6 protein-coding genes are annotated in these 19,303 nt (G+C 60.5%); 3 read left to right on the top strand and 3 right to left on the bottom strand.

Annotated elements, in window-relative coordinates:
* The first annotated feature begins 94 nt into the window (after nt 1–94).
* Together AC0Z8Z_RS14665 and AC0Z8Z_RS14660 are read left to right on the top strand one after the other, a co-directional pair.
* Complete coding sequence (locus AC0Z8Z_RS14665; protein ID WP_485619580.1) at nt 95–3,055, top strand: DUF748 domain-containing protein; 2,961 nt, start codon at nt 95–97, stop codon at nt 3,053–3,055.
* A 26-nt stretch (nt 3,056–3,081) separates the two neighbouring features.
* On the top strand, nt 3,082–3,372 hold the full coding sequence (locus AC0Z8Z_RS14660; RefSeq protein WP_485619612.1) for a DUF2845 domain-containing protein: 291 nt from the start codon (nt 3,082–3,084) through the stop codon (nt 3,370–3,372).
* Between the two features lie 261 nt (nt 3,373–3,633).
* On the opposite strand, the gene AC0Z8Z_RS14655 is transcribed toward AC0Z8Z_RS14660, so the two are convergent.
* The 3 genes from AC0Z8Z_RS14655 to AC0Z8Z_RS14645 are packed head-to-tail and all read right to left on the bottom strand — an operon-like array spanning nt 3,634 to nt 8,549.
* Nucleotides 3,634–5,007, bottom strand: coding sequence for an HlyD family type I secretion periplasmic adaptor subunit (locus AC0Z8Z_RS14655; RefSeq protein ID WP_122624061.1), 1,374 nt, complete (start codon nt 5,005–5,007; stop codon nt 3,634–3,636).
* Complete coding sequence (locus tag AC0Z8Z_RS14650; protein WP_485619579.1) at nt 4,997–7,150, bottom strand: type I secretion system permease/ATPase; 2,154 nt, start codon at nt 7,148–7,150, stop codon at nt 4,997–4,999. The genes AC0Z8Z_RS14655 and AC0Z8Z_RS14650 overlap by 11 nt, the downstream gene beginning before the upstream one ends.
* Before the next feature lie 49 nt (nt 7,151–7,199).
* Entirely contained in the window at nt 7,200–8,549 is a 1,350-nt protein-coding gene (locus tag AC0Z8Z_RS14645; protein ID WP_122536993.1) for a TolC family outer membrane protein, read from the bottom strand.
* 399 nt (nt 8,550–8,948) lie between these two features.
* Here AC0Z8Z_RS14645 and AC0Z8Z_RS14640 point away from each other — a divergent pair, with 399 nt between their 5' ends.
* Entirely contained in the window at nt 8,949–19,277 is a 10,329-nt protein-coding gene (locus AC0Z8Z_RS14640; RefSeq protein ID WP_485619578.1) for a retention module-containing protein, read from the top strand.
* The last annotated feature ends 26 nt before the right edge of the window (nt 19,278–19,303 follow it).

Here is a 19,303-nt window from a genome sequence, read left to right as displayed (position 1 = left end):
GGAAATTTCCCACAAGGATTGAAGCGACTGGATTCGGAACCAGATTGGCGTGCCATACTCCAAGGACCTCCCATCGAGAGAGTCGGCGACCTACATGCCCAAAGGATTGAAACGCGCCATCGGCGCCCTGCTGGCCGTCTTTGCCATCTACAGCGTGCTGGGGTTTCTGATCCTGCCAGGCGTTGCATTGCGAATCATCAATCAACAGCTGGCAAATTACAGCACGGTGCCGGCCAGGCTCGACCGCCTCGAACTCAATCCCTACAGCCTGGAAGTCACCCTTTGGGGCCTGAACATCGGGGTGCCGGGCAAGGAGCAAATCGGTTTCGCACGGCTTTACGCCAATCTGCAAATCGACAGCCTGTGGACCAAGGCCCTGCACCTCAAGGCCGTCGAACTCGATAAACCCAAGACCGAGCTGCTGTTCGCCAAGGACGGCACGCTCAATCTGGCCGGGCTGTTCAAGCTGCCCGCCAGTGAACCAGCCAAGCCTGACGAACCGCCCAGCAAGCCGTTTCCGCTACGCATCGGCGAGATCAAGCTGGCCGACGGTTACGTGCATTTTCAGGACATGCGCCCCAGCGAGCCCATCGAGTTTCTCTACGACGCGCTGAATTTCGAACTCAAAAACCTCAGCACGCTGCCGGAAGACAACGCTGACATGACGCTGGTCGCCGCCGGGCCTGAAGGCGGTCAAATCGACTGGGTCGGGCGTATCAGCCTGGTGCCGATCGCGTCGGAAGGCACGCTCAAAGTCACCGACGGCAAGATGAAAGTCTGGTGGCCTTACGTTCGCGATGCATTGCCGCTGGTGCTCAAAGACGGCGTGCTCAACTTCAACACCCATTACACACTCAGTCTGGCCGAGGAAACCGAGCTGCTGCTGGACAACACGTCCCTGAGCGTCGCGCCCTTTGCCATTGATGCGCCGGACGGCAGACCGCTGGCTCGCCTGAAAAAACTGAGCGTGAGCGAGACGTCGATCGATCTGGCCAAGCAGTTGGTGACCGTCGGCAAGATTCGCAGCGAAGGCCTGGAAACCTGGGCGACGCGTGAGTCGGACGGTGAGCTGGACTGGCAAAAGCTGTTCGCCAGCCAGCCTTCTAAGGAGCAGGCAAAAAAGGTTGAGGCTGAAAAACAGCAGCCCGCCACCGCGAGCAGCGCTGAAACCACGGCGAGCGCAAAGCCCACAACGCCGAGCAAACCCTGGCAGGTGTTGCTGCGCGATACGCAGCTGCGCGACTACCGCATTCATCTCGCCGACAAAGTGCCGAAAGAGCCTGTCGCCATTGACGTCGGCCCGTTGAATCTGGACCTGACCGGCTTCGACAGCCTCAACAAGTCGCCCTTCAAACTCAAGCTCGACACCGGCGTGGGCAAGCAAGGCAAGCTGACCGCAGACGGCGAGGTGAATCTGGCGCCGGTTCGCGCCAATCTTAATGTCACCACCCGCGATATCGACTTGCGTGTCGCGCAGTCCTACGTCACACCTTTCATTCGCCTGGAAGTGCGCAGCGGCATGCTCAACAGCGATCTGGCGGTGGACCTGAAAAGCACCGAGCCCTTGGCGCTGGGCATTACCGGCAAGGCGCAGGTTGACCAGCTGCACACCCTCGACACGCTCAAATCGCGAGACTTCGTGAAGTGGCAACGGCTGAATGTCGAGGGGCTGAATTTCCAGTTGGGCGACAGCCTGACGATTGCCTCGGTCAACATTGATCAGCCGTATGCGCGCTTCATGATCGCCGATGATCGCTCGACCAATATCGACGACCTTCTGATTCCACAGCCCGCTGATCAGGCGCCTGCTGCGCCGAAAGCCAAGGCTGCCGCCAGCAGCGAAAAGCCCATGGGCATTCGCATTGGCGAGGTCAACATCACCAATGGCTCGGCCAACTTCGCCGACTTCAGCCTGACGCCGAACTTCGCCACCGCCGTTCAGCAGCTCAACGGCAAGATCGGCACGCTGGACAACCGCCAAGACAAACCGGCAACGGTGAACATCAACGGCAAGGTTGATCGGTATGCGCCGGTGACCATCAAGGGCGCGCTGAATCCGTTCAACCCGATGGCGAGTCTGGACATCGCCACCAGCTTCAAGCGCGTGGAACTGACCACGTTGACGCCCTACTCCGGCAAGTTCGCCGGTTACCGTATTCGCAAGGGGCGCTTGAATCTGGATCTGCATTACCTGATCACCAAGGGCCAGCTCAAGGCCGAGAACAAAGTGGTCGTTGAGCAGCTGCAACTGGGTGAAAAGGTCGACAGCCCGGATGCGGTGAATCTTCCGTTGAAACTGGCGATTGCCCTGCTGAAGGATACCGATGGCAAGATTTCCATCGAGTTGCCCGTAACGGGCGACCTCAACAATCCGCAGTTCAGCGTCATGCCGATTGTCTGGCAGACCCTGCGCAATTTGGTGGTGAAGGCCGCGGCGGCGCCGTTCAAATTCATCGGCGGGTTGATCAGCGGCGGTGGCGGGTCGGAGGATTTGGGCACGGTGGCCTTCGCGCCGGGGGCTGATGAGTTGAGCCCTGAGGCAATGGCTTCGCTGGACAAGCTGGCGGCAGGATTGAAAGCGCGGCCGGCGTTGCGTCTGGAGATTGAAGGCACCAGCGCTGAAGCGAGCGACGGGCCGTTGATTGCCCAGCAACGACTGGAGCGCGAATACCAGAGCACGTACTACAAGATTCTCCAGCGCCGTGGCGACAAAGTGCCTGCGCAGCCGAGCGATCTGGCCGTGCCTGCTGATGAGAAAGCGCCGATGCTCGAGGGCATTTATCGCACACGTCTGAAGCAACAGCCGCCAGCCGAGTGGGTGAATCTGGGCAAGGAAGAGCGTCAGAACAAGCTGCGCGAAGCGGTGCTCAAATCCTGGAGTTCGAGCGCGCTGCTGCTGCGTCAGCTCGGCCAGGCGCGGGCCGGAAGCATTAAGGACTATCTGGTCGACAAGGGCCAACTGGCAGACGAGCGGGTGTATTTCGTCGACACCACCCTTGGCCAGCCAGAAAAAGACGGCCGCGTTATCAGCCCCATGCACCTCGACAGCGAGTGATGATTTTGAAGAATGCAATAACGAGGATGGCGTTGGTGCTCGGTGTGACCGCGCTGGTTGGCGTTGTTCAGGCGGATACATTGCGCTGTGGCAGCCAGTTGATCAGCGTGGGCGACCGGATGTTTGAAGTGCAGCAGAAGTGCGGCCAGCCGGTTAGCCAGGACATCATCGGCTACAAGGAAACCGTCAATCACTACCGTCAGGTGGATCAGGTGCAGGTCCAGGAATGGATCTACGGCCCGAGCAACGGGATGTACCAGTATTTGAGGTTCGAAGGTGGGCGATTGGTGAGGATCGATAGCAAACGCGGGAGGTGATGGCTGCGGAAGATTTATTGTGGGACCGGCTTTAGCCGGGAAGAGGCCGGGATGATCACCCTCAAATTTGCAGAGTGACACCCGACGTCTTCCCGGCTGAAGCCGGTCCTACAAAGGTGAGCCTGCTCCACTAGCACGCGCGCCGCGTCGCTTTTAGTGGGACCGGCTTTAGCCGGGAAGAGGCCAGTGTGAACACCATAGATTTCCGGTGTGAGACCCGACGCATTCCCGGCTAAAGCCGGTCCTACAAGATTGCGACCATCAACGCTCGTGCAATGCCTCGGCGCGGGCTTTTAGCACGGGTTTGAGCAGGTAGCTCAGGATGGTTTTCTTGCCGGTGATGATGTCCACCGAGGCGACCATGCCGGGGATGATGAGCAGCGGGTGCTCATCGGTGCCGAGGTGGCTGCGGTCGGTGCGCAGCTTGATCACGTAGAAGGTGTTCTTCTTCTCTTCGTCCTGAATGGTGTCGGCGCCGATCTGTTCCAGCTTGCCTTTCAGCCCGCCATAGATCGTGTAGTCGTAGGCCGTGAATTTGATCATCGCTTCCTGACCCGGGTGCAGGAAGGCAATGTCTTGCGGACGAATGCGCGCTTCTACCAACAGGGTGTCATCCAGCGGGACGACTTCGGCAATGTCGCTGCCCGGCTGAATAACGCCGCCCACGGTATTGACCAGCATCTGCTTGACCACGCCGCGCACCGGCGATGTCACCATCGTACGGTTGACGCGGTCTTCAAGGCCCTTGGCCGTCGACTGCGCTTTGGAAAGGTTGGTGCGCGCTTCATTCAGTTGGGTCAGCGCATCGCTGCGGAATTTGCCACGGGTTTCGTCGATCTTGCGCTGCACTTCGGCAATCGCCGCTTGTGCCCGAGGAATCGCCAGCGTGGTGCCGTCCAGCTGCCCGCGTGTTTCCACCTCGGAACGCTTCAGCCGCAGGATGTCCACCGGCGACACCGCGCCCTGGGACACCAACGGCTCGGACATGCCGATCTCCTGGCGCAACAGGCCCAGGCTGCTGCGGTACTGCTCCTGCTTGGAGGCGAACTCACGCAATTCCTGCTGACGCTGAATCAACTGCTGCTGCAAGCCACCGATCTCGTCGACCAGTTGCTGACGACGGCTCTTGTACAGCGACTCTTCGTTGGACGCCTGATTCGGCACCAACTTGCGTGCTTCGGCGCTGATGTTCAATGGCCGGTCATCGACCTCGGCGCTCAGACGCTCAACGCGCAGTTGCATCGCCAGACGATCCGCTTCGGTCTCGCCGACGTTGGACGCAAAGCGCGTGTCATCGAGACGAATCAGCGGGGCGCCGGCGTCGACGATCTGGCCGTCGTGGGCGTAGATCTGCGCGACGATGCCGCCTTCCAGGTTCTGGATCTTCTGGATCTTGGTCGACGGAATCGCCTTGCCCTCGCCCTTTGTCACTTCGTCGATCACGGCATAGTTGGCCCAGACCAGCAAGAAGACGAAGAACAGGATCACCGCCCAGATGGTCAGCCGCACGATGCGCGGAGCATCGTCAACCAGTGCCTTTTTGACTTCCGGCAGCGCCTGGCCTTCCAGCGAAGGCGAGCCTTTGAAGTAGCCGAAGATGCCGCCACCGGAGTTTTGACCTGACTTAAGCAACACTGATCTGCCCCTTCTTCAACGCTTCCATAACGGCGGCTTTCGGGCCGTCGGCCACGATCTGGCCGCGGTCGATGACTATCAGGCGATCAACCAGGCTGAGCAACGAAGCTCGGTGTGTCACAAGAATCACGGTCTTTTTCTCGATAACGCCATGCAGGCGCTGCTTCAAACGTTCTTCGCCGGTGTTGTCCATGGCGCTGGTGGGTTCGTCGAGCAACAGAATCGGCGGATCGAGCAACAAGGCCCGCGCCAGGGCGACGTTCTGCCGCTGACCGCCGGACAGGTTCTGCCCACGCTCACCCACCTGCAGCTCGTAGCCCTGGGGATGCAGACTCGCGAATTCATGCACGCCGGCCAGTTCGGCGGCCTGCAGCACCATCTCGTCATCCACGTAGCGCGCGCCGGAGATCAGGTTGTCGCGCAGCGTGCCCGACAACAGCTGAATGTCCTGAGCGACGTAGCCGATGTTGTGGCGCACTTCGCTGACGTCGATCTGGCGAATGTCGACGCCATCGACCAGCAACGAGCCTTCGTCCGGCTGATACAAACCGACCAGCAGCTTGGCCAGGGAGCTTTTCCCCGAACCGCTCCGGCCGATGATGCCGACCTTCTCGCCCGGGCGGATCACCAGATTGATGTTGCGCAGCGCCAGGTTTTGCTGGTTCGGGTAAGTGAACTCAAGGTTGCGGAATTCCATGGCGCCTTGCAGGACCTGACGGCTGAGCGGACGCTCGTCGAAATTGCGTTCCTGGGGCAGCTCCATCATCTGATCGACCGACACCATGGTCACTTTGGCTTGCTGATAACGGGTCAGCAGGCCGGACAATTGCGCCAACGGGCCGAGGGCGCGACCGCTGAGCATGTAGCACGCCACAAGGCCGCCCATGCTGAGAACGCCGTCCATGATCATATAAACGCCGAAACAGATCATCGCCACGCCCGCCAGTTGCTGAATCAGCAGCGTGATGTTCATGGCCAGACCGGAAAGGACCTTGACGCGCAATTCCAGGCGGCTGAGGGTACCGATGGTGTGTTCCCACTGGTACTGACGCTCGCTTTCGGCGTTATTGACCTTCACCGCGTCGAGGCCGGCGAGGGTTTCGATCAGGCTCGACTGACGCTCGGCACCCAGCGCCATGGTGCGCTCAAGGGTGGAGGTCAGCGGCTTTTGCAGGAAATGGCCAATGCCCAGCGCCAGCGGGAAGGCGATGATCGGAATCCACACCAGATGCCCGCCCAGCAGCGCAATCACCAGCAGGATGATCAGCGTGAACGGCAGATCAATAAGGCTGGTCAGGGTCAGCGACGTGAGGAAGTCACGCATGCCCTGAAACTCATGGATGTTCTGGGCGTAACTGCCCACCCGCGCCGGACGAAACTTCATCGCCATGCCGACGATTCGCTCGAACAGCGTGGCGGAAATGATCAGGTCGGTTTTCTTGCCGGCCAGGTCCAGACACAGACTGCGCAGGCCCTTGAGCAACAGGTCAAACAGGAACGCACCACAGATACCGGTCGCCAGCACCCACAAGGTTGCGGTGGCCTGATTGGGCACGACACGGTCGTAGACGTTCATCACGAAAAGAGGGGTAGCCAGAGCGATCAGGTTGATCACAAAGCTGGCAGCGATCGCGTCGACGTAAAGCCAGCGAGACAGCTTGAGGGTGTCCTTGAACCAGGAACGAGCGCGCGGGATAAGCGAGCCCTGGGTCACGTCAAATTTATGTTGCGGCTGTGCGAAAAACACCCGACCGCTGTAATCCTGCGCCAGCGCTTCGGTTTCGATCAGCACTTCGCCGCCGTTGCTTTCGCTGATCAGCAGGCGGGCCGATTCGCCCTCCCAACCGAGCAGAACGGCAGAGCGCCCTTCTTTCAGCAGCAGCAGGGCGGGCAATGCGATCTCGGGAATCTGGTTGAGCTTGCGTTGCAGCAAACGCCCTTGCAAACCGGCCCGGGCTGCGGCGCGAGGCAGCAGATCCGGGCTCAAGCGCTGGTCGGGCAATGGCAGACCGGTGGTCAGCATGGCCCGGCTCGCGGGTTTGTGATGCAGGGCACAGAGTGTCAGCAGCCCGTCGAGTAGCGGATCGTCGTGCTGGCTGCGTGGATCATGACCTAATTGAGCCGAAGGTAATTCCAAGTCCACGCTGACACTCTCTTTCTTAACGGTTAAAAGAAGCTGACTCCGTCAAGAATCAGTTCATGCCCGGCAGCTGAACGGTCGGTTTGACGTCGTTCTGCACAACCGATGCCATTGGCGCCACAACGCCCTGGCTTTTCAGCAGCGTGCCCATGTCCGCCTTGATGCGGTATTGGGTGTACGTCTGCAGGTTCTTCAGTTGCACCAGACGCTGTTGCGCGGTGAACAACTCGTTCTCGCTGTCGAGAAGGTCGAGCAGGGTACGCTCTCCCAGACTGAATTGCTGCTGGTAAGAGGTACGAACGCTGTTGGCACGCTCGACGTACTGCTGAGCAATCGGCACCTGGGCGTTGGCGTTGTTGTAGGCGTTCCAGGCCAGGCCCAGTTCTTCGTTCAACTGACGCAGCGCGTTGTTGCGGATGTCCAGGGCCTGGCTCGACAGGTACGACTTGGACTGCAGATCAGCCTTGTTGCTGCCACCGGCGTACAGGTTGAAGCGCATGCGCACCATGGCTTCCCAGCCATTGTTGTGGCCTTCGTCGCCGCCAATGTTGTTATCGGCATTGCGGCCCAGTTCTGCATCGAAACGCGGGTAATAATTGGACTGCGCCGAGCTGTACTGCTTTTCAGCGGCAACGATGTCGGCTTCGGCCGAGCGCAGCACCGGGCTGTTCTCGAGCATCTGGCGGCGGGCTTCGTTCAGATCGGCGGGCATCATGGCGAACGGCGACGGCGCTTCCAGCTGGTCAGCTTCCAGACCAACGGCACTTAGGTAGTTGGTCTGAGCGTCGGCCAAGTTGGTCTGTTCGGTGATCAGGTTGTTACGGGCCTGTGCCAGACGGGCATCGGCCTGGTCCATATCCGCCATACGCCCGACACCGCGGGAAGTGCGAAGTTTGATTTGATCGTAAATACGTTCGTGACTCTTCAGGTTCTCTTCTGCCAGCCGAACCATTTCACGTTGGGTCAGTACATCCAGATAGACCTGTGCAACAGTCAACGCCGTACGTTCGGTGGTATTCAACAGCGAATAGCCCCGGGAATTGGCGGTGGCTTGTTGACGCGCAACTTCGTTACTTGTTGCGAAGCCATCAAACAGCATCTGCTGAAGGCGGATTTGCGCTTCACCGCGGTCCAGCGTCTGGTAGTCATGACGGCCGGTCGAGGCACGGGTGCTTGGCGTATCGGAACCGGCCCGGCCGTAGCCCGCCGTGACGTCGACACGCGGCAGGTAACCGCCTTTTGCAGCACGAAGCGCGTAGTCCTGCGCGATACGGGCATTAATGCCGGCCTGCACCTCGGGATGCTCGTCCATGGCTTTCTGCATGGCGGACTGTAGCGTCTGGGCCTGAACGAAGCCGGCACAAAGGATAAGGGGTACAGCAGTGAAAAGGTGCTTACGCATTTTGGTGGTTTCCCGAGAACGTACTTGTTCAAAATGCAGCAATACACACTGCCGCATCGTAAAAATGGCCATTGAAGTGATCGTTTCGAGAGTGTTCTGAAGGGCGCTTGCGATCACACTGCAGAAATACGCGATCTCATCAAATATCAATGTGACATTACGGATGCGATTGTTTAGGATGTCGCCGAATAGGTCAATACTTTGGCAGAAAGTTAATTCCGGCGCCGACCTGCTGTTAATAAATTGACGCCAGATAACGTGCAACTTAATTAGTTCCCTAAGTTGTTATCTGTCATCGAATCAAATGCGAATCTTTACGTATTCCAATATGAAGCGGCTCTGTTAAGCCGGTCGGCATGATGGATACCCACTGAACGGTAATTTCGGAGAGTCACCCCCATGAGCAGTGTTGTTGCCATCGTCAAAAGCATTGTTGGCCAGGTAGTCGCAGTTTCCCCGGAAGGGATTCGTCGTGTGCTGATCGAGGGTGACCGGCTGTTCACCGGCGAGCAGGTTCTGACAGGCCCGGGAGGCGCAGTCACGCTGCAGCTTGCTGATGGCCGTCAACTGGACATCGGTCGTGACAGCCAATGGAGCGCCGACGCACCCGCTTCCACCACCAACCTTGCTGAAGCCACCGCGCAAGCGGCACCTTCGGTTGCGGAACTGCAGCAGGCCATCGCGGCCGGCGCCGACCCGACCAAGGACCTTGAAGCCACTGCGGCAGGTCCGCAGGCCGCGCCAGGTGATGGCGGCAACGCAGGCGGCGGCCACAGCGTCGTGATGCTCACCGAGACCGCAGGCGTGGTGAATCCGACCATCGGCTTCCCGACCAACGGCCTGGGCACCACTGCCACGCCTCCACCTACGCTGGTTAATGGCCTGGCCATCGACGACGGCAATGGCAACGGAACCCCTGTCGCGCCGACGCCGACGGGTACCCTGACACTGACCGCCACCCAGACGCTGACCGAAGCCGGCGGCGCGCTGGTTTACACGGCAAACGTCACTCAGGCCCCGACTTCGGACCTGACGATCACCCTGTCCAACGGGTCGACCATTGTCATTCGTGGCGGCGACACTTCGGGCTCCACCACTGTTCAAGTGGCTGACAACAACACGCCGTACATCGACCCGTCCGTGATTAGCACCACCATCACGGGCACCACCGGCGGTGGCGGCCTGGTCGTGACGACCGACCCGACTCCGGCGGTGACCACCATCACCGACACCATCGACACCACCTTCGCCAGCATCACCGGCACCCAGTCGGTGGTTGAAGGCCAGGCTGCCACGTACACCATTACGTTGAGCAATCCGGCGCAGACCGAAGTCACGATCAACCTGACCTACAGCGGCACCGCGACCGACGGCAGCGACTACACGCAAGTGGTCAGCGTGAAGATCCCTGCCAACAGCAGCAGCGTTACCTTCGACCTGAACACACTGAATGACACGATCCCGGAAGGCGTTGAAAACGTCACCGTCGCGATTGGCGCCATCAGTGGCGGCAACTTCGAGAACGTCGCTGTCAGCCCGACCAATGGCAGCGTCACCACCACCATCATCGACAACGACGCACTGCCGGTTGTCGATCCGAACGGCGGCGGTAACGGCACCAACAGCGAAACCACCTTCACCGAAGGCCAGGCTGGCGTATCGATCGCCAACCAGTTGACCATCACCGATGCCGACAGCCCGAACCTGCAAAGCGCGCGCGTCACCCTGACCAACGCTCAGGACGCCGACACATTAGTAGTGGGCAGCCCGAATGCGAACATCGCGGTCAGCACCGCCACCGTCAACGGCCAGATTGTCCTGACCCTGACCGGCGCCGCCACTTCTGCCGAGTACGAAGCCGTGATCAAGTCGATCACCTTCCAGAACAGCAGCGAAGACCCGAGTGTCGCGGACCGCACCATTACTGTGACCGTCAACGACGGCCAGAACGATTCCGTGCCGGCCACCAGCATCGTGCACGTCGTCGCGGTCAATGACGCCCCGACCGTCTCGTTCACCGGCACCGACTACGTCGAAAACGGCGCGCCTCAGGCACTGGTCAGCAACCTGCAGATTGGCGACGTCGACGGCGGCCAGTTGAGCGGCGCGAAGATCACCGTGACCGGCGTTCAGGCCGAAGACCTGATCGCCTCGCCGTCCTTCCAGGGCGGCAACAGCGGCACCACGGCTTCGGGCATCAGCTACACGCTGGGCAACGACGCCAACGGCAACGTTGTCATTCAGTTGAGCGGCAACGCGTCGATCGCCGACTACACCACGCTGATCAACTCGATCACGTACGCCAACAGCAGTGACGCTCCGATTACCACCCCACGCGGCGTGACGATCGAAGTGACTGACGTGGACACCCACGGCACTAACAACCTGACGGGCAGCGCCACCGGCGAAGTCGCCATCACCCCGGTCAACGACGCCCCTACCGTCATCGACGCATCGGGCAACGGCGACGAAGACACCACCATCGCGGTCAAGCTGACCGGCGCTGACGTCGACGGCACCATCGATCACTTCAACCTGGTCAGCCTGGCAGCCAACGGCACGTTCTACGCCGATGCTGCCGGTACCCAGGCGCTGACCAGTCTCAGCAACATCGCGGCTACCGCCAACGGCGCGACGATCTACTTCAAGCCGAACGCCAACTGGGCAGGCGACACCAGCTTTACTTATACCGCTGTCGACAATCAGGGCCAGCCAGCCGGCGCGCCAGCGAACGGCATCATCAACGTCACGCCAGTAGCCGACGCGCCAATCGTGACTGTTGCCGACGCCCAAGGCGCCGAAGACACCGCGATCAAGCTGACCCTGAGCACGGCGCTGGTCGATACCGACGGTTCCGAATCCCTGGGCCCGCTTGTTGTGTCGGGCATTCCGGTCAACGCCGTGCTGAGTGACGGCAATGGCCACAGCTACACCTCGATTCCGACCGGTGACGGCGCCGTCTACATCGACGGTTGGGACCTGAACAACCTGACGATCACTCCACCGAAAGACTTCAACGGCGAGATCATCCTGAAGGTGAGCTCGACGTCGACCGAGGGCGCCAACAAGGATTCGGCCACCACGACGCAGTCTCTGACCGTGACCGTCGGGCCGGTTAACGACGCGCCTACCGTCACCTTTACCAACCCTGACTACGTCGAGAACGGCGCACCTCAGCCATTGGTCGGCAACCTGCAGATCGGCGACATCGACAGCACCCAGCTGAGCAGCGCAAAAATCACGCTGACCGGTATTCAGGCTGAAGACTTGATCGTTTCCCAGTACTACAAGGACGCCAACAGCGGCGATGCCGCCTTTGGCATCAAGTACACGCTGAGCAACGACGCCAACGGCAACATCGTGATTGATCTGACCGGCAACGCGTCGGTCGCCGACTACACGACGGTGATCAACTCGATTACCTACGCCAACAGCAGTGATAACCCGAGCACCACACCGCGCGGCGTGACCATCGCTGTCACCGACGTGGATGCCAACGGCACCAACAACTTGTCGGGCAGCGCCACCGGTGTCATTAACGTCACACCGGTCAACGATGCGCCGACCGTGAGCGCGGCTCAGGGCCAGGGCAACGAAGATACGGCGATCGCGGTCAAGCTGACCGGCGCTGACGTCGACGGCAAGATTGATCACTTCAACCTGGTCACCATGGCCGAGCACGGCAAGTTCTACGCCGATGCCGCCGGGACCCAGGAGCTGACCAACCTCAGCAACATCGCCGCCAGCAACAACAGCGCGACGATCTACTTCAAGCCGGACGCCAACTGGGCCGGTGACACCAGCTTCACCTACACCGCTGTCGACAATCAGAATCTGGCAGCGGGCGCGCCGGCCAACGGCACGATCAACGTCACGCCGGTGGCCGATGCACCAACCGTTACCGTCACCAACGCTCAGGGCGCTGAAGACAGCGCCATCAAGCTGGACCTGAGCGCTGCACTGGTGGACACCGACGGTTCCGAGTCCCTCGGACCGGTCATTGTGGGCGGCATTCCAGTGGGCGCGGTGCTCAGCGATGGCAACGGCCACAGCTACACCTCCATCCCTGTTTCTGAAGGCGGCGATGGCGAGGCTTACCTCACCGGCTGGAACCTGAGCACCCTGACCATCACGCCGCCGAAAGACTTCAACGGCTTGATCAACCTGCAAGTGAGCTCGACGTCGACCGAAAGCGCCAACAACGACTCGGCCACTACGGTCAAGTTGCTGACCGTCAACGTCTCGCCAGTCAACGATGCACCTGTTGTCGACACGACCACGGGCAAGGGCAACGAAGACACAACTATCGCCGTCAAGCTGACTGGCTCTGACGTCGACGGCACCATTGACCACTTCAACCTGGTCAACACGCCTGCCAACGGCACGTTCTACTCCGACGCCGCGGGCACTCAGCCGCTGACCAACTTGACCAACATCACCGCCACCAACAACGGCGCGACGATCTACTTCAAGCCGGACGCGAACTGGAACGGCAGCACGCCGTTCACCTACACCGCCGTCGACAATCAGGGCCTGGCGTCGACTCCGGCAGCCGGCACCCTCACGGTTACGCCTGTCAACGACGCGCCTGTGGTGAATTTCGACAGCACCACCTACACCGAGAAAGGTGCCGCGGTAGCGCTGGTCAACAACTTCAGCATCACTGACGTCGACAGCACCCAGCTGAGCAGCGCGAAAATCACGCTGACCGGTATTCAGGCTGAAGACCTGATCGTTTCCTCGTACTACAAAGACAGCAACAGCGCCGAAACCGGTCTGGGCATCAAGTACACGCTGAGCAACGACGCCAACGGCAACATCGTTATCGATTTGACCGGTAAGGCTTCGGTGGCCAACTACGAGACCCTGATCAAGTCGATCACCTACGCCGATGACAGTAGCGACCCGAGCACCACGCCACGCGGCGTGACCATCACCGTGACCGACGTGGATGCCAACGGCACCAACAACCAGACCGTTGTTCACGACAGTAAGGTCAACGTCATCGCCGTGAACGACGCGCCTATCGTCGACAACGCCACAGGCAAGGGCAACGAAGACACCACCATCGCCGTCAAGCTGTCTGGCTCTGACGTCGACGGCACTATTGGCCACTTCAACCTGGTCAGTGCGCCTGCACATGGCACGTTCTACTCGGACGCCGCCGGCACCCAGCCGCTGACCAACTTGACCAACATCACCGCCAGCAACAACGGCGCGACGATCTACTTCAAGCCGGACGCCAACTGGGCCGGTGACACCACCTTCACCTACACCGCTGTCGATAACCAGAACCTGCCAGCCGGTAACACGGCAACTGGCACGATCAACGTCACGCCGGTGGCCGATGCGCCGATTGTTACCGTCACCAACGCCCAGGGCGCTGAAGACAGCGCCATCAAGCTGGACCTGAGCGCTGCACTGGTGGACACCGACGGTTCTGAGTCCCTCGGACCGGTCATTGTGGGCGGTATTCCAGTGGGCGCGGTGTTGAGCGATGGCAACGGCCACAGCTACACCTCCCTCCCTGTTTCTGAAGGCGGCGATGGCGAGGCTTACCTCACCGGCTGGAACCTGAGCACCCTGACCATCACGCCGCCGAAAGACTTCAACGGCTCGTTCAACCTGCAAGTGAGCTCGACGTCGACCGAAAGCGCCAACAACGACTCGGCCACCTCGATTAAGTCGCTGACCGTCAACGTCTCGTCAGTCAACGATGCGCCTGTTGTCGACACGACCACAGGCAAGGGCAACGAAGACACCCCTATCGCCGTCAAGCTGACTGGCTCTGATGTCGACGGCACCATTGACCACTTCAACCTGGTCAACCCGCCTGCCAATGGCACGTTCTACTCCGACGCCGCGGGCACTCAGCCGCTGACCAACTTGACCAACATCACCGCCACCAACAACGGCGCAACGATCTACTTCAAGCCGGACGCGAACTGGAACGGCAGCACGCCGTTCACGTATACCGCCGTCGACAACCAGGGCACGGCTTCCACCACCCCGGCAACCGGCACCATCACCGTAACGCCAGTCAACGACGCGCCTGTGGTCAACTTCGGCAGCATCACCTACACCGAAAACGGTGCAGCGACGCCGATCGTCAAAGACTTCAGCATCACCGATGTCGACAGCACTGAGCTGAGCAGCGCGAAAATCACGCTGACCGGCATCAAGGGCGAAGACCTGATCGTTTCGCAGTACTACAAAGGCGGCAACGACGGCACCACCGGCACAACCGATCTGGGTATCAGCTACAAGCTCAGCAACGACGCCAACGGCAACATCGTCATCGACCTGACCGGCAAGGCTTCGATCGCCAGCTACGAAACCTTGATCAAGTCGATCACCTACGCCGACAACAGCAACAACCCGAGCACCACGCCACGCGGCGTGACCATCGCTATCACCGACGTGGATGCCAACGGCACTGACAACCTGACTGTGGTTCACAACAGCCAGATCAACGTGATTGCCGTGAACGACGCACCTGTCATCGGCCACACCGGGACAGGCAAAGAGTTCGGCAACACCTGGAACGAAACCGCCGTCGGTGGCGATGTCACCGCGCCGGGCAAAGGCCCAGGTCAAATCGCTCGCGATTTCACCCTGAACGATGCGGACAGCACCACACTGAAAAGCGCGACCGTCACGCTAACCAACTTCAAAGACGGCGACGTCCTGAATGTCGGCAAACCGGGCGCCCTGACCTACACCCTGAGTGATGTAAAAGACGCTTCCGGCGCAGTGACCGGCAAAACCATCACCTTCGGTCCGGGCACAGCCGCCCAGTACCAGACGGCGATTCAGTCGATCACCTTCGACAGCACGTCCCATGATCCGTCGAAAGACAACCGCATCATCAACATCACTGTCGATGACGGCAGCGCGGTCAACAACATCGCGTCCACGACCTCGACGATCCACATCACCACGGTCAACGATTTACCGACCGTGAGCACTGCGTCGGTTGCCTTTACTGAAAACGACGCGGCGGTCTCGATCGTCAAGAACCTGAACCTGGCCGATGTCGACAACACCACCCTGAGCAAGGCCGTGGTGTCGGTCGATGTGAAGGCAGGCGACGTACTGACCTTCACCGGCACTGCGCCGAAAGGCGTCAGCGTGGTGGAAACCCACAACGATGCAGGCCTGGTGAACGGCTTCAAGATCAACGGCATCGCGACCATTGACCAGTACAAGGCGCTGATCCAGTCGATCACCTTCAACAGCCCGGGCGACAACCCTCAGGCGGGTGACCGTGCCGTGACGGTTCAAGTGACCGACTCCGGCGCGAAAGGCGACGGTACCGGTACGCAGGATTCGCTGGTTGCCGGCAGCAAGATCTCGGTCACCGCCGTGAACGACGCGCCAGTCATCGGCCACACCGGGACGGGCGCAGAGTTCGGCAACACCTGGAACGAAACCCTGGTCGGCGGGGATGTCACCGCGCCGGGCAAAGGTCCAGGCCTGATTGCTGCAGACTTCACCCTGAAAGACGCCGACACCCCGACGCTGCAAAGCGCCACTGTCACGCTGACCAACTATAAGGCGGGTGATCTGCTGGCGATCGGCAACACCGCTGGCCTGAGCTACACCACCACTGACATCGTCACCAACAACGTGGTGACCGGCAAGGTCATCACGTTCGGTGCGGGCACGGCGGCTCAGTATCAGACGGCGATCTCGTCGATTACCTTCGACAGCACGTCTCACGACCCTGTCAAAGACGATCGCATCATCAACATCAGCCTCAACGACGGCAGTGCCACCAACAACATCGCCAACACCACCTCGACGATTCACATCACGACGGTCAACGATGTTCCGGTGGCCAACGCCACGACAGGCAGCGGTAACGAAGACAGCCCGGCCATCGCCGTGACGCTGAGCGCAACCGACGTGGACAGCAAAATCGACCACTTCAACCTGGTCGACATGGCGGCACACGGCACGTTCTACGCCGATGCGGCGGGCAAGGTCGCGTTGACCAGCCTGAGCAACATCGCGGCAGTCGGCAACGCTGCAACGGTGTACTTCAAGCCAGCCGCCGATTGGGCGGGCAGCACGTCGTTCACCTACAAGGCCGTCGACGATCAGGGTCTGGCGAGTTCGGTCAAAGCCACCGGCACCATCAATGTGGCGCCTGTCGCCGACCAACCAGTAGTGACGCTGGGCTCCGGCGTCGTTCAGTCGACCGGTCTGGTGAAAGACGTTTATGTCGGTACGCTGAAAAATATGGGCACCGACGGCAACGGCGCCAACGAAGCGACCATCAAGGCCGGCTTCAACACCACCGTTGCCCCGACCACTCACGGCGTCGCCACCGGCGCGCAGGACTCCTCCGCCGCAGTCGCCACCGGTACCGGCACCAAGCTGTCCGGCCTGATGTACATGGAAGCCGGCCACACCTACACCTTCTCCGGTACCGCGGACGACAGCCTGCTGATCACTGTCGGTGGCCAGACCGCAGCCAACGCCACATGGGGCGCGGGCGGCAAAATCCAGAGTGCGGGCTTTACGCCCACCGAGTCCGGTTATTACACCCTAGACATCTACCACTACAACCAGGCCGGCCCGGGCAGCTACAACGTCAGCCTGACCGACAAGAACCTCAGCACCAACGCCACCCAGACCGTGGCCCTGAACGGCAGCAACGTGCTGCTGTTCGCAACGGTCGATGACCTCAAGGCTTCCGGCCTGAACGTCTCGCCGCTGCACGAAGGCACGGTTGGCAGCGGTGAGGGTTACTACACCGGTTACGAGCTGAACCACGGCACCGAAGGCAGCGCGATCAAGCTGAGCCCGGTCAAAGTAGTGTTCGGTGACAGCCTCGACGGTTCGGAGACGCACGTCGTTACCGTCAGCGGCGCACCGGCAGGCTCGATCCTGACCGACGCAGCGGGCCACACCGCCACCGTGACCAGCGATAAGGGTTCGGTCGATGTCAGCAATTTCGACCTGTCGACACTGAGCGTCACCACCCGTGACTACTTCGTTGGCAAGTTCGACCTGACCGTCACTGCCAAGGCGACCGAAGCGAAGGTGCCAGGCGTGGACACGGCGGTAGAAAGCGCCACCGCCACTAAAGTCATCACCGTGACTGTCGAGCCTCAGACCTACACCCCGATCGAAGGCCTGCCCGGCACTGACCCAACCGTGATCACGGGCACCACCGGTGCGGATATCATCGTCGGCGACGTCAGCGGCACGACCATCGTGCAGGGGAAGAACTACAACATCGCCTTTATCGTCGACAGCTCGGGCAGCATGGGCAGTACGCTCGACACCGCCAAGACGCAATTGCAGTCGGTCTTCCAGAAACTGGCGAGCAGCGCCCAGACCGCCAACGCGGGCAAAATCAACGTACTGCTGGTGGATTTCGACACCAACGTGCGCTCGACCGTCTCCGTGGACATGTCTAACAAGGCCGCAGCGCTGGCTACCCTGAACACGGCCCTGGCAGGCATGAAGTCAGGCGGTACCACCAACTACGAAGATGCGTTCAAGTCTACGGCGAACTGGTTTGCCGGCCTGAACAGCACTAACCCGACGGGCGAGAACCGCACCTACTTCATCACCGACGGCGAGCCTAACGTTTACCAGAACACCAGCACGGTGCTAGGGACGGTGAACGGTACGGCCATCCTGCTCGCGACTGCGCTTGATAGCTGGCATCTGGGCAGCACGTACTCGGTGAATGGCAAGGTCGCCATCGACGCCGAGGGTCATGTTTACAGTTACGCCAATAGCACGACCGGCAAGTCGGTAGGCACCCTCGCTCTCCACGACGACGGCAAGGGCGGTCAGGAATACAGCCTGACCTCTCCGGAGATGAACGGCAGCAGCGTTGTGCTGGCTGAAGCGGATACGGGCTACGCCCTGCTGCTGAAGCAATCGCCCACCATCGAAGCGATTGGCCTTAACTCGTCGGTCAAGACGAGCACGCTCAATCACTACGACAGCGACGGCCACGCGCAAACCAACGTTGATGCGGACGATCTGGCACAAGCGGTACTGGGCAGCCAGAAACCGACCGCGCCGGGCAGCGACACCCTCAACGGTGGCGACGGCAATGACATCCTGTTCGGCGACACGATCAGCTACGGCACCAAGGAAGGCATCACCGCCCTGAAGGCGTTCGCTGCCGACACCTTGCACGTCGATGTCTCGAAGATCGATGGCGCAACGCTGCACTCGTTCGTGACCAACCACCTCGGTGCCGTTGCCGACCTCGCCAACACCTCCAACAAGTCGTCGACATTGCTGGACGGCAACGACACCCTGCTGGGCGGCAATGGCAATGACATCCTGTTCGGTCAGGGTGGCAATGACGTGCTCGTCGGCGGCAAAGGCAACGACATCCTCTTCGGCGGTGCCGGTGCGGACACGTTTACCTGGAAAGCCGGCGACACCAACAGCGGTGGCGTTGACGTGATCAAGGACTTCAACAAGGACGCTGGCGACCGCATTGACCTGCGTGACCTGCTGCAAGGTGAAGACACCGACACCCTCAGCAAGTACCTGCAGGTCAGCAACGATGGCCATGACACCATTCTGCAGGTCAGCACCACCGGGCAGTTCGCGTCGAATGTCTCTGCGGCTGCCGCGGCGACCACGGCCGATGTGCACATCAAGGTAGAAGGCGTGACCTGGAGCAATGCCATGGTCAACTCGCTGGTGAGCGGTGCGGATCCGACCATCAAAGTCGATCACCACTGATAGCTGAGTCGCGAGAGCTGTTGTAC

It is taken from the genome of Pseudomonas sp. 1L-C-7-B-C1, from assembly GCF_057291635.1.
This window is presented reverse-complemented; position numbering and strand designations above follow the sequence as displayed.